The organism is Ralstonia sp. SA306 (assembly GCF_054792405.1).
This window is the reverse complement of sequence record NZ_CP096452.1, coordinates 634774-647687: the sequence shown is the minus strand read 5'-3', so window position 1 is coordinate 647687 and position 12914 is coordinate 634774. Positions and strand designations below refer to the sequence as shown.

Sequence of the window (12914 nt, the reverse complement as noted above, 5' to 3'; positions counted from 1 at the left end):
ATCTCGCACGTCCGGCGTCTGCCTAGACCGGCTGAGACAGCAATCGCTCGAGCGCTTCAAGCCTATGTCTGCGTATTGTGGTGATGGCGTAGAAGCGTTCCTGCAATTGCGTCGACTGCCCTACAGTCACCAGGATTCCCGCTCGCAACTCATCTTGAACGACAACTTCGGGCAACACAGCCAACCAGCCGCTGTCACGTGCAATCAGACGCAGCATGGCCATGTCGTCTATCTCCGCCCGCAATCGGGGGACCACACCCATTGACGCGCACAGAGCGTCGAACTGAGTTCTAAGCGCGTGGCGCGGCCCAGGTAACGCAATCTCAAGCCCATCAAGATCTTCTGGGATGTGCAGGGTTCGGCCTTTCCAGACTGCTGCTGGCCCTACCAGGGAAATGGATTGACTACCAAGATACTGACAGTGAAGAGGGCGATCCGGATTGGTGGGCACGCTTTCATTGGCGAGCACAACGTCAAGTTGATGTTCGACCAGCCGGCCGAGCAAGTCTTCGAGAACCCCGGATTCCAGGGTGAGTAGCACTTCGGGGTCAGCCAAGAGCGGCTTGATCCAGTTCTCCTGATAGTTTCTCGACAGGGTCGCCACACTTCCAACGCGAAGTCGCGTCATTCCCTCGCTTCGGCCAACCAATCTTCCGAGCATCTCCTGGCCGAGTCCGAAAATGTCTTCAGCGTAGGACAGCACGACCTGGCCGGTCTCGGTCAGCACCAGGCTGCGTCCTTCCCGGCTGAATAGGGCATCGCCAAGTCTTTCTTCCAACTGGCGGATCTGAGCGGAAAGCGCCGACTGGGAGGTGTGCAGCTCGCGGGCGGCGCGCGTGAGGTGTCCCAACTTGGCCACGCGCCAAAAGTAGAACAAGTGATGGAAGTTAAGCTGCTCCAGCCTGATCATTCTGTTTTATATATCAAATCGTTCTGATCATTGAATTTTACAGAATGATTTCCAGAGAAGAAGATGCGGGCACACGAATTTTCGCCAGCGCTTCCCATGGACATCGTTCACGTTCTTACGGCTGTTTCGACACTCCTGCCGGCAGGTTTGATGGGGGTGGCCGCCCTCCTTCCTCGGTCCGCCCGCGCAAGTACGCCGACACTTTGGCACGGCTTTATCGCACTGTCGGCCATCTCCTTGTGTGCTGCCATATTCTCTTTGGCCTGGGCGACGTGGAGTTCCGGCGAACCTCTTGGCAGCTCCGCCCTCTCGCCTTGGCTGCGCCTGTCCCTGATTGGCGGTTGGATGGCCGTGCTTGTCCAACTGCTGGGCACCTGCATCGGCGCGTTCTCTGCGCGGTACCTGCAAGGCGAGCAAGGGCAACGCAGCTATCTCGGCGCGCTTGCCGGGGTGTTGGCGTCTGTGCACCTGCTCCTGCTCGCAGACCATTGGGTGGTATTGATCGGAGCATGGGCGACGATCGGCGTCGCGTTGCAGCGTTTGCTGTGCTTTTACCCGGACCGACCGTTCGCAATGCTTGCCGCGCACAAAAAGCGTTTGGCAGACCGGTTGGCAGATGTCTTCCTGGTGACGGCAGCCGCGTTTGCCTGGCACGAGGTAGGCAGCGGTTCTCTGTCGCAGTTATGGCTTCACATTGCGCACGAAGGGGTATCCGCGAGCCTTCAGGTCAGCGCGGTCTGCATCGCCGTCAGTGTGATCTTGAGAACAGCTTTGCTGCCCGTGCACGGATGGCTCATCCAGGTCATGGAGGCTCCGACGCCCGTATCGGCATTGCTGCATGCGGGTGTAGTGAACCTGGGCGGCTATGTGCTGATCCGATTTGCCCCGCTGCTCAGCCCGAGCGCGCCGGCTCGCTGGCTGCTGATCACGGTAGGGCTGACCACGGCAGTCATGGGCGGGTTGATCATGCTCACCCGGATCAGCATTAAGGTCCGGCTGGCCTGGTCCACGGTGGCGCAGATGGGGTTCATGGTGATGGAGTGTGGATTGGGCCTGTACACACTGGCAGCGCTTCACCTCCTCGGCCATTCGCTTTACAAGGCGCACGCATTTCTCTCCGCGTCCTCGGTGGTCGATCGGCTTCGCGTGGAACAGCTCCTTGGCCATGAAAAGCGCTCGCGCTTGAGTTTGTACGCAGCCCCCGCCATCGCAATCGGCATCGTCGTCCTTCTTCATGCGCTGGTGGATCAGATTCCCTGGCCTTGGTGGTGGAGCGGCATTCTCGCGCTTGCGTGGGCGCCACTGCTTTGGCTGCCATCCGTCAAGGAAGGCTCGACCGCTGCAATGCTGCTGGCCAGACTTGTCGCAAGCCTGATCAGTATTGCGGGTCTCATGGGCGCAGCAATCGTCCTCCACCTCTTGCCAACTGGCATAGCGGACCACGCCGACACAGGTGGCGGCATTGCAGCGTTGCTCGGCATGGCTGCCATGCATTGCGTCTTGGTGGCGTTGCAGACATCTCCCCACGCTTTGGCTTCTCTGCGCCGTGCCTGTTATGCGGGCCTTTACTTGGATGAGTTTTATACCCGTTTGGCGTTGCGCTCCTGGCCGACCAAATGGACGCCAAGTCGCTCGGATGTCTTCCCCCTCGCAGTCGCCCGAGCCGCCAAGGCGAATGCAAACCAGTAAATGCTGCTCAGAGAGGTTCACATGAACAACGGTATTGCCTCCTTAAACAGTCCCGGCCCGATGTCGGAACATAACGCAGCCTGCGTCAACCTTGAGGCCGAAAAGTACACGGACGCTGCGCGGCTGGAGCAGATGGAAGCCGCCTGCAAACAAGCATGCGCAGCGATCGCACCGGCATGGCCTTTAGATCGGGCAATTGCAGTCAATCCTCATTGGGGCCGGGTGAGCATGCCTGTTCGCCAAGTGGCAGCCCGGATGGCAGTGCTTGGAGGCATCCAGGTGTTTCCAAGCCGTCCAAGCCTGCGCCAAGCGTGGCAATCTGGCCGCATCACCAAAGACGACGTCGAATATGCGCTTGCTGCCTTGCCCGCCGCCAAAGTGTCCGGTCTGACGGCTTCCCAATGCCTGAATGCCATCAACACCGATTGGTCAGCGCCACGTTTGCCGTTGCTGATCGACATACTTGACACCGATCCATTGCGCCATACGAGGCTTTCTTGGCGCGAGGCAATCACGCACCAGGTTAGCCAAAGTTGCGCCGCTTATTTCGACGAGAATCAGTCGGACTGGGCTATCCAGAAAAACGATGGGCTGTATGCCTTCTGGCGCGACACGTTACGGCACGATCGCGGCATTGGCTTGCTAATGGGCATTCCGAACCTTGAGCTGCATCTGGCGGAGCTGCCGCCCACGTTCCGGGACGCCGAACACTGGGCGCTGGAGCAATTGGATCTGCCCAGCGATGTCTGGCCAGATTATCTGGAAGCCGTATTGCTCACGGTGAATGGCTGGGCATCTTGGTGCGCCTACCTTGGGTGGCAAGCTCGTCAGAGCGGGAAGGAAGATCCAAACCTGCGTGAGTTGCTTGCCATTCGGCTTGCCTGGGGCGCCGTTCTGCAGAAGTGTCATGACGACTACAGCACGAAGACCGCCATTTCAACCCTTCGCAACGCCTGGCGCCGCGCATCTTCGACGCTTGCAGAGGCCGAGGACGCTTTGCTGATCGACGAGGTTTGGCAGTACGCCCTGGAAGCCGGTTACCAGCGCCAGCTAGCGCATCGCGTAGGAGCGTCCTGCGTGGCGCCTGAGCCCTCCGAGATTGAAGTACAAGCAGCGTTTTGCATTGACGTCCGCAGCGAACCCTTGCGGCGTTCCTTGGAGGCGGTCTGGCCGGCGGTCCAGACGCTGGGCTTCGCGGGATTCTTCGGCATACCCATTGCCTATACGCCGCTCGGAACAGGGGCACGGCGCCCGCAACTACCCGGCTTACTGTCGCCTTCGATGGAGGTGGCAGACAGCGTCTACCTCAGTACAGGCCAAGACGGACCCTCTGCTGACGGTACGGTCACACGCGCACGGCGCACCCGTCTCGGGGTTGCCGCACAGTTGAATCAATCCAGTCGCTGGCCCAGCGGTGCGTTCTCGTTTGTCGAGATTGCAGGCGTTGGCTACGCCGGCGCGCTGTGGCGGTGGGTCCGTCCGTCGACGCAGCGGCGCGCGCGTGCAGACTTGGCAGGATTGCCCTCCCGGTACAAGAAGGTATGCAGACCTGCACTGCTATCGCAGTCTCCACGTGAAAAAGCTGACCTGGCGGGGCGCGTGCTCCGCGCCATGGGGCTCGCTCACAATCTGGCCCCGCTAGTGGTGCTCGTCGGTCATGGCAGCCAGTCGAACAACAATGCGCATTCGGCATCTTTGGATTGCGGCGCATGCTGTGGCCAAAGCGGTGAGGTCAATGCCCGCACCTTGGCCCTGCTCCTCAATGACCCGAAGGTGCGCGCCGAGCTCGTCAACTTGGGCGTCGACATTCCAGCACGGGTGCAATTTGTGGCGGCGCTGCATAACACGACAACCGACGAGATCGAAGCCTTCGACCTTGATCTGTTGTCCGAATCCGCGCTTGAGCGCTGGGCACGCTTTGAAGACGCAATGAAACACGCTTGCGATCAGGTCAGACGCGAGCGTGCGCCCAAGCTGGGTGTCGATGCACGTTTGCCGCATGATCAACTCTTGACCAAGCTCCTGCGGCGCGCCAACGACGGTGCACAGACGCGACCGGAATGGGGGCTGGCCGGCAATGCGGCCTTCGTGATCGCTCCGCGTTATCGGACCCAAGGTGCGGTGCTCGACGGACGCGTGTTCTTACATGATTACGACCACCGCAACGATCCCGACGGTAGCCTGCTCGATCAATTGCTGACGGCGCCCATGCTCGTGACCCACTGGATCAACTGGCAATATCACGCGTCAACATGTGATCCGCAACATCTGGGGAGCGGCAACAAACTCCTGCATAACGTCGTCGGCAGCTCAATCGGGGTATTTGAAGGCAATGGAGGGGATTTGCGAATCGGCCTATCCCGGCAGTCGCTTCATGACGGAGAGCGTTGGGTCCATGAGCCGCTTCGGCTGACTGTTCTGGTGGACGCGCCACAGGAAGCCATTGACCGGGTGATTGAACACCACATCGTCGTCCGGCAACTTGTCAGAAACGGTTGGCTTCACCTCTGGCGGTTCGGGCACAACGAGCTTCAACGCTACACCGATGGCAAGTGGCAGCCGATCGGGCTGAGTGCGGCGTGAGACAACCACGTCAGACCGCCAAAGGGACTTCCTTCTGGTTGCTCGGACCAAGCTCGTCTCTACACAGTGCAGCCAAATCGCGTGAGCGTCTGAATCAGTATCCGGATTCATGAAAGAGGAAGCGCGAGCGCAATCACCAGGTTGAATGTTCGAAGAGCTCCTCTCAGCGCGCGACGACGGGAGCATGGATATTGATGCATTTCCGACTCATCAACAGGCATTGTGGTTGGCTGTAGAGAAATGCGCTGTTCGCCGTTGTAACGGGGCATTACCCTACAAGGGTGATGAGGAGGACTCGTGAAAAGGCTCCACAAGTCATTAGCCCCCAGGCATTACCGAAGCGGCGAAGCAGCAAAACTGGCTCGGATGCCAGCATCCACGCTGCGCATTTGGGAGCGCAGATACGCTGTAGTCTCGCCGCCGAAGAGCGCTTCGGGCCAACGCCTCTACACAGAGGAAGACATAGAACGCCTGCGCCTGATCAGAGGCCTTGTTGATCGTGGGCACCCAATCAGTGCCGTGGCGAGCTTGAATGCGGAATCTCTGAAGGCGCTAGTGGAATCGTCTGGCGTCGTTCAGGCGGCCCACGTTGAGCCCATTTCGCTTCTGATCGTAGGCTCAGTGTCACTTGACGTCGCTAATTGCGCTTGCGCCCACATGCGTGTCTGCGGGCACCCCAGATCGCTTGAAGAGGCAATTCGAAGTGCACGCACAGGTATGAGGGCGGATGCACTGCTAGCCTCTGTTCCTTCGCTTCAGGAAGAAACGATTTCACGCATTGCGGCACTGGCCGAAGCGGTGCACGCGAAAGCCGTCAGCGTGATCTGCTCAGAGGCGTCAGTGCGCGCGACCGAGCGCGCAGGCCTTGGCGGCATACGCGTAATCCGACAATCCGACGCTGAAGCCAAGCCTGAACCGCTCGTCGCAGAGCTTGTCGATTGGGCTACGGCGCTCCGCCGGGCAGACATATTGAATGCCGACACTCGCAGGCGCTCGGCCCGCCGCTTCGACGACAAGGCGCTCGCCGCTCTAGCCGGTCACGCCTCGGCGATTCAGTGCGAGTGCCCGCGGCATTTGGCTGAACTCGTGATCCAACTCAGCGCGTTCCAACGCTATAGCGATGAGTGCATATACCGCTCGGCACGTGACGCCCTGCTGCACCGCCGGCTCGGGAACGTCGCAAACCGGGCGGTACAACTGCTTGAGACCGCGCTTGCAGAAATCGTCCGTCAAGAAGACTTGCTCAACACGGCTGAGCGCTAAACCGCTCCGACACGCCACGCCACGCCACGGTGACCATGAGCAGCTTCAAGCGATATTTCCAAAGACCCCTGCCCCTGCGCCTTTGCTGTTCAGTTGGGCACACGTCAGGAAGTCATCATGGGATTTGTTTGGATTACTGGAGCTAGCGGCGCTGTAGGCGCTGCCCTCGCTCGACGATTGAATAGCGCAGGCATTCCGCTGGTGCTGACTGCACGAGACCGGAGCAAGCTGGAAGCGCTTGCTGGCGCGCTCAAGTCGGCCCCGACACTGATATGTCCAGCCGATGTTACGGATCGGAATAGCGCTCAGCTTGCAGTCGAGGCCGGTGTCGCTCAGTTTGGTGCGCCGGAAGGCCTCGTGCACTGCGTCGGGTCGATCATCATCAAGCCGCTGCACCTGACTGCGGAGGACGAACTCAAGCAGGCATTCGACGCCAATTTTTTCTCGGCGTGGAATGTGTTGCGTCTGTTTGTACAGCAGGCCGTTCGCCACAGAGTGCACGCAAGCGCGGTCTTGATCGGCTCGGTTGCCGCCACTGCCGGCTTCCCGAATCACGAAGCAATTGCCAGCGCGAAAGCCGCCGTCGGAGCGCTTGCGCAGTCGGCGGCTGCAACGTATGCAGACCGCAATATCCGCGTCAATTGCATTCATCCGGGGCTGACCACATCAGCAATGTCTTCTCGCCTGACAAGTGCTCCAGCAGTTGTGGAGCGACTCGCCAAGACGAACCCGATGGGCCGGCTCGGACAAGGAGAGGACACCGCGGCGCTCGCGGAATTCCTGCTCAGTCCTGCAGCCTCTTGGATCACCGGCCAGCAGATCGGCGTGGATGGCGGCCAAGGGCGACTACTCGTGCCACCTAAGTCATGAGTGCGCAGCCGAAATACTTGCGCAGCCTGGCTGTCCTGCTCGGCATCGGCGGCCTCGTCCCGTTTATCGGGTTGGCGTGGCTTTGCCTGCGGGACACCTCGGGGAGCAGCGAATACCAGCATTCGCTGGTGGTGTACGCGGCGTCCATTACATCGTTTGTAGGTGCGGTGCACTGGGGGCTCGTGCTTGGCGAGGCAAACACCACGCGCAGGCATGCCTTGCAGCTTGCCTGGAGCGTCGTTCCATCGCTCGCAGCTTGGGGCGTAACCACCAGTGGCGAGCCGCGCACTGCGCTCGTCAGGATGGCGCTGGTGCTGGCAGCCTGCTGGCTGACGGATGCTGTTTTTTCGCGTTGGGGGGCAATACCGGCCTGGTACTTCCGGTTGCGCAGTCTATTGACCTTCGTAGCGGTGGCGTCGCTCATGCTTACCGGTCTTGCGAGCTCGGGGTGAGCACCGAAGACCGGTACCCCACAAAGACGAGCTTTGCGCCAAGTTCATCAACTTCATCTGTGTCTGGAGCCTGTTCGGAGGGCCACGTGGCAATCGATTCAGAAAATGGAACCGTCATCTACAGGAACATCGGTTTGGGCGACATTGCCCGTTACCGCTTGCCCTGGGCCGGTAAGGTGTCCATCTTGCACCGTGCCAGCGGTGCGCTGATGTTCCTTCTTCTTCCGTTCGTGCTGTACTTGTTCGAGCAAAGTCTCACGTCGGAAATCAGTTTCGCCAAGTTCACGGCGCTTCTGTCCAACGGCTTTGCCAAGGTTGTCGTCCTTGCCCTCATCTGGGCATACCTGCACCACTTCTGCGCAGGTGTCCGTTACCTGATCCTCGATCTGCATATCGGCATCGACAAGGCTTCGGCCTCCAAGTCGGCTGTGAGCGTGCTGATCGTCAGCCTGCTGCTGACCGTCGTGTTCGGCGCCAAGCTGTTCGGCCTGTTCTGAGGAGTCGAATGATGGCAAATAACAATATCGGTCCCAAGCGCCTCGTTGTCGGCGCGCACTACGGCCTGAAGGACTTCCTCGCGCAGCGCGTCACCGCCGTGATCATGGCGGTCTACACCGTCGTGCTGCTGGCTGCGTTCCTGCTCTCCAAAGACACGTCTTACCAAAGCTGGGCGGGGCTGTTCTCCAACCAGTGGATGAAGATGCTGACGTTCCTGGCGTTCGTGTCGCTCACGTATCACGCCTGGATCGGTGTCCGTGACATCTGGATGGACTACGTGAAGCCCGTGGCAGTGCGTTTGACGCTGCAAGTGTTGACGATTCTGTGGCTCGTTGGTTGTGCGGGCTACGCAGCTCAGATTCTCTGGAGGGTTTAAGACATGGTCGCAGTCAAGACTGGGCTGCCGCGCCGCAAATTCGACGTCGTGATCGTCGGTGCGGGCGGTTCGGGCATGCGCGCATCGCTGCAGCTGGCAGAAGCCGGCCTCTCCGTGGCCGTGCTGTCCAAGGTTTTCCCCACCCGCTCGCACACCGTTGCGGCGCAGGGTGGTATCGGTGCTTCGCTGGGCAACATGAGCGAAGACAACTGGCACTATCACTTCTACGACACCGTCAAGGGCTCCGACTGGCTCGGCGACCAGGACGCGATCGAGTTCATGTGCCGCCAGGCACCGAACGTGGTCTATGAGCTGGAACACTTCGGCATGCCGTTCGACCGCAACGCCGACGGCACCATCTACCAGCGTCCGTTCGGCGGTCACACGTCGAACTACGGCGAGAAGCCCGTGCAGCGTGCCTGCGCCGCGGCTGACCGTACCGGCCACGCGCTGCTGCACACGCTGTATCAGCGTAACGTCAAGGCCAAGACCCACTTCTTCGTCGAATGGATGGCGCTGGACCTGATCCGCGACCAGGACGGCGACGTGCTGGGCGTGACCGCGCTGGAAATGGAAACCGGCGAGGTCTACATCCTCGAAGCGAAGACGACGCTGTTCGCCACGGGCGGTGCAGGCCGCATCTACGCAGCGTCCACCAACGCCTTCATCAACACCGGTGACGGCCTGGGCATGGCAGCGCGCGCGGGTGTTCCGCTGGAAGACATGGAGTTCTGGCAGTTCCACCCGACCGGCGTGGCCGGCGCGGGCGTGCTGATCACGGAAGGTGTGCGTGGCGAGGGCGGCATCCTGCGTAACAAGGATGGCGAGCGCTTCATGGAGCGCTATGCCCCGACGCTGAAGGATCTGGCACCGCGTGACTTCGTGTCGCGCTCGATGGATCAGGAAATCAAGGAAGGCCGCGGCTGCGGCCCGAACGGCGACTACGTGCTGCTCGACCTGACCCACGTCGGCGCCGAGACCATCATGAAGCGCCTGCCGTCGATCCGCGAGATCGGCCTGAAGTTCGCCAACGTCGACGCCATCAAGGAACCGATTCCTGTGGTGCCGACCATCCACTACCAGATGGGTGGCATTCCGACGAACTATCACGGCCAGGTCGTGGTGCCGAAGAACGGCAACCCGAACGAGGTCATCAACGGCTTCTACGCGATCGGCGAATGCTCGTGCGTGTCGGTGCACGGCGCCAACCGCCTGGGCACGAACTCGCTGCTCGACCTGGTGGTGTTCGGCCGGTCGGCGGGCAACCACATCGTTGCGCAGAACCTGAAGAACCGCGAGCACAAGCCGTTGCCGGCCGATGCAGCGGACCGCGCACTGTCGCGCCTGGCCAAGCTCGATTCGTCCAGCTCGGGCGAGTACGCGCAGGACGTCGCCAACGACATCCGCCGCAACATGCAGTCGCACGCGGGCGTGTTCCGTACGCAGAAGCTGATGGATGAAGGCGTCGAGCGCATCCTGGAAGTGGCCGAGCGCGCTGGCAGCATCCACCTGAAGGACAAGTCCAAGGTGTTCAACACCGCGCGCGTCGAAGCGCTGGAAGTGGCCAACCTGGTGGAAGTGGCAAAGGCGACGATGGTGTCGGCCGCCGCCCGCAAGGAATCGCGCGGCGCACACGCACACAGCGACTTCCCGAACCGCGACGACGAAAACTGGATGAAGCACTCGCTGTGGTACAGCGAAGGCAACCGCCTCGACTACAAGCCCGTGCAGTTGAAGCCGCTGTCGGTGGAATCGGTGCCGCCCAAGGCGCGTACGTTCTAACGGATAAGAAGGGCCCACAAAAATGAAGCGTATTTTTGAAGTCTATCGCTACGATCCGGACAAGGACGCAGCGCCCCGCATGCAGACCTACGAGGTTGAGCTCGACGGTCACGAGCGCATGCTGCTCGACGCGCTGGTCAAGCTGAAGAAGCTCGACGAGTCGATCGCGTTCCGTCGCTCGTGCCGTGAAGGCGTGTGCGGCTCCGACGCCATGAACATCAACGGCAAGAATGGTCTGGCCTGCCTGACCAACATGCGTGAGCTGCCCGAGAAGATCGTGCTGCGCCCGCTGCCGGGGCTGCCCGTGGTCCGCGATCTGATCGTCGACATGACGCAGTTCTTCAACCAGTACCACTCGATCAAGCCGTATCTGATCAACGACGAGCCGCCGCCCGAGAAGGAGCGCCTGCAATCGCCGGAAGAGCGCGAAGAGCTCGACGGTCTGTACGAGTGCATCCTGTGCGCGAGCTGCTCGACGTCGTGCCCGTCGTTCTGGTGGAACCCGGACAAGTTCGTCGGCCCGGCCGGTCTGCTGCAGGCGTATCGCTTCATCGCCGACAGCCGCGACCAGGCCACCAGCGAACGTCTGGACAATCTGGAAGATCCGTACCGCCTGTTCCGTTGCCACACCATCATGAATTGCGTTGATGTGTGCCCGAAGGGTCTGAACCCGACCAAGGCCATCGGCAAGATCAAGGAATTGATGGTGCGTCGCGCGGTGTAAGCCGCGCAGTGGTTCAGATTCTCCTGAGCCACTCACAAACACCAGTGCTCGCGCACAAGGACGGCCACGGCAACCGTAAAGAGGGTGGTCAGCGCTGCTGCCAGAATCTCTGGCTCTCGAAGGCTGCACTCTTTCCGGTCGTCACGTCTCAGTCATGTCGTGCTGACTTGGGGGCCGCTGCGAATAATCGACTGCGAATACTCGGTCATTAAGAGCCACGGCGCTCAAATTGCCTTCAGCCTTTTTCCGGCGCGCCGTTCAGCCGCCTTCCCCGGGGCAGCTAGCGGAGAACTATCACGCCGCCCATAGGCGGAGATAAGACCCATCGGGATCGTATTCAGCGGCCTGCTTGCGGGCATTGAACCGCCTGCCGCCACGTGGGTCTGTGCCGCGCCCCGCGATATACAACCAATTGCCCTGATTGCTGTAGACGTCGTAGTCTACGAGTTGCGATTCGAACCACGCGGCACCCGCGCGCCAGTCGCCTTTCAGATCATGCACGAGGTAGCTGGCGACCACCTGCCTGAGCCTGTTGCTAAGGTACCCGGTGGCCTCCAGTTCGCGCATCGCGGCATCGACAAGCGGTTCTCCGGTCGATGCACGACGCCAGCGCTCGAAGCCCTGGGCATCGGGGCGCTCGGCGTGCTGCGGTTGATCGGCGAGACCACGTGCGCGGTACAGTCGTGCCCCATGCTGAAGATGCAGGAAGCGGAAGTAGTCTCGCCACAGCAACTCGAACCACAACCAATAGCCGCCGTCACTCTTGCCGTGCAACTGTTCGAACCGCTGCAGCTCCGCCACCACGCGTCGGGGCGACAACGCACCACTGGCCAGCCACGCAGACCATTTGCTGGAGAAGTCCAGCCCAGCCAAGGCGTTGCGCGTGCGCTTGTACGTATGAGGCAGCTTGCGCTGCAGGTAATTGGCCAGATGCTGAAGGCCTGCCGTCTCACCTCCATCAAACTCCGGCCTGCCATACGGAAACGACGAGCGCGAATCCGCCGACGCGATTTCAGCTGCATCGGGAGCGGGCGCACGCGCCAGGCCCGGCGGAATGACGAGGCCAAATGGCCGTGGCGGAAGATAAGCCGGCGGCGGCAGCGGCTGCGAAGGTTGGATCTGCGCTTGTTCGATCGCTTGCCTGAACGTTGTGAACACACGCGGCAGCGATTGAACGGGCCAAGGCAGGCCAAGCGGATCCATCAGACTGCTCTGCCAGACGGTCTGCACGTGCAGCCCCGCACTTCGCAGTTCGGCCACGTCTGCTTGCTCGTATGGTGCGGCGATGTCTTCGCAAAACACAGCGGCGGCGCCCATAGCGTGCGCCAATGCGGGCAGGACCTTTCCAGGCGGGCCGCAGCACTCGACCAGCGGGTTGCCGAGATCGGCCAACTGGCGCCTCAAGTCTCGGACAGCTGCAGCAAGCACGGCCCGGCGGTGCACACCCACGCGTGCAAAACCCCAGGGCGTCAGGTCGTCGTAATCTGCATGGCAGTACACCGGTACGAGGTGCCTGGCCCCGCTCTCGCACGCTGCACGCAGTGCCGGCTGATCATGCAGCCGTAGATCGTTGCGGAACCAGAACAGGACGGTACTCAACGCGCTTCTCCAACGCGTGCCTTGCCTTGCGCGGCTTCCCTGCGGCAACGCTCGGAGCAATACTTGACCGCATCCCAGTCCCTTGCCCACTTCTTGCGCCAGGTGAATGGCAAGCCGCAGTGCACGCAGTGCTTGCTCGGCAGATTCAGCTTCTTGTGCATCGACGGA

Annotated in this window: 12 protein-coding genes and 1 pseudogene; 10 read left to right on the top strand and 3 right to left on the bottom strand. The window is 61.1% G+C overall.

Translation table 11 applies throughout. The annotated features are described in order from the left end of the window. Positions 1 to 22: 22 nt before the first annotated feature. Entirely contained in the window at positions 23 to 907 is an 885-nt protein-coding gene (locus tag M1D44_RS19570; protein WP_253542690.1) for a LysR family transcriptional regulator, read from the bottom strand. Positions 908 to 1006: 99 nt separating this feature from the next. On the opposite strand from M1D44_RS19570, the gene M1D44_RS19565 reads away from it, so the two are divergent. The 10 genes and pseudogenes from M1D44_RS19565 to M1D44_RS19520 all read left to right on the top strand — a co-directional run bounded on the left by M1D44_RS19565 (position 1007) and on the right by M1D44_RS19520 (position 11147). After that, positions 1007 to 2599 (top strand): NADH-quinone oxidoreductase subunit L, encoded by a 1593-nt coding sequence (locus tag M1D44_RS19565; protein ID WP_316854304.1) that lies wholly within the window; start codon positions 1007 to 1009, stop codon positions 2597 to 2599. 132 nt (positions 2600 to 2731) lie between these two features. Beyond that, positions 2732 to 5182 (top strand): YbcC family protein, encoded by a 2451-nt coding sequence (locus M1D44_RS19560; protein WP_316854332.1) that lies wholly within the window; start codon positions 2732 to 2734, stop codon positions 5180 to 5182. Between the two features lie 366 nt (positions 5183 to 5548). Then, positions 5549 to 5647, top strand: a pseudogene (locus M1D44_RS19555) (MerR family transcriptional regulator); the annotation flags it as partial. Positions 5648 to 5899: 252 nt separating this feature from the next. Next, entirely contained in the window at positions 5900 to 6445 is a 546-nt protein-coding gene (locus tag M1D44_RS19550; RefSeq protein WP_316854336.1) for a hypothetical protein, read from the top strand. Between the two features lie 93 nt (positions 6446 to 6538). Next, positions 6539 to 7315 (top strand): SDR family NAD(P)-dependent oxidoreductase, encoded by a 777-nt coding sequence (locus M1D44_RS19545; protein ID WP_439004851.1) that lies wholly within the window; start codon positions 6539 to 6541, stop codon positions 7313 to 7315. Next, positions 7312 to 7767, top strand: coding sequence for a DUF3429 domain-containing protein (locus M1D44_RS19540; protein ID WP_316684740.1), 456 nt, complete (start codon positions 7312 to 7314; stop codon positions 7765 to 7767). Before M1D44_RS19545 ends, M1D44_RS19540 begins: the two co-directional genes overlap by 4 nt. 86 nt (positions 7768 to 7853) lie before the next feature. Then, positions 7854 to 8264: a succinate dehydrogenase, cytochrome b556 subunit gene (sdhC, locus tag M1D44_RS19535; RefSeq protein ID WP_461241628.1), complete on the top strand. Its 411-nt coding sequence runs from the start codon at positions 7854 to 7856 to the stop codon at positions 8262 to 8264. Positions 8265 to 8275: 11 nt separating this feature from the next. Continuing rightward, positions 8276 to 8641 carry a succinate dehydrogenase, hydrophobic membrane anchor protein gene (gene sdhD / locus M1D44_RS19530; RefSeq protein ID WP_004637532.1) on the top strand — a complete coding sequence of 122 codons (366 nt, stop codon included), beginning with the start codon at positions 8276 to 8278 and terminating at the stop codon, positions 8639 to 8641. 3 nt (positions 8642 to 8644) lie between these two features. Continuing rightward, positions 8645 to 10423 carry a succinate dehydrogenase flavoprotein subunit gene (sdhA, locus tag M1D44_RS19525; protein ID WP_024979655.1) on the top strand — a complete coding sequence of 593 codons (1779 nt, stop codon included), beginning with the start codon at positions 8645 to 8647 and terminating at the stop codon, positions 10421 to 10423. 22 nt (positions 10424 to 10445) lie between these two features. Then, positions 10446 to 11147, top strand: a complete 702-nt coding sequence (locus M1D44_RS19520; RefSeq protein ID WP_009241007.1) for a succinate dehydrogenase iron-sulfur subunit — start codon at positions 10446 to 10448, stop codon at positions 11145 to 11147. A 294-nt stretch (positions 11148 to 11441) separates the two neighbouring features. Here the strand turns inward: M1D44_RS19520 and M1D44_RS19515 are convergent, their stop codons facing one another. Together M1D44_RS19515 and M1D44_RS19510 are read right to left on the bottom strand one after the other, a co-directional pair. Continuing rightward, the gene (locus M1D44_RS19515) at positions 11442 to 12746 is read right to left on the bottom strand and encodes a DASH family cryptochrome (RefSeq protein ID WP_316853682.1); all 1305 of its coding nucleotides are present in this window, start codon (positions 12744 to 12746) and stop codon (positions 11442 to 11444) included. After that, positions 12743 to 12907: a DUF2256 domain-containing protein gene (locus M1D44_RS19510; protein WP_239498054.1), complete on the bottom strand. Its 165-nt coding sequence runs from the start codon at positions 12905 to 12907 to the stop codon at positions 12743 to 12745. The genes M1D44_RS19515 and M1D44_RS19510 overlap by 4 nt, the downstream gene beginning before the upstream one ends. Between the last annotated feature and the right edge of the window lie 7 nt (positions 12908 to 12914).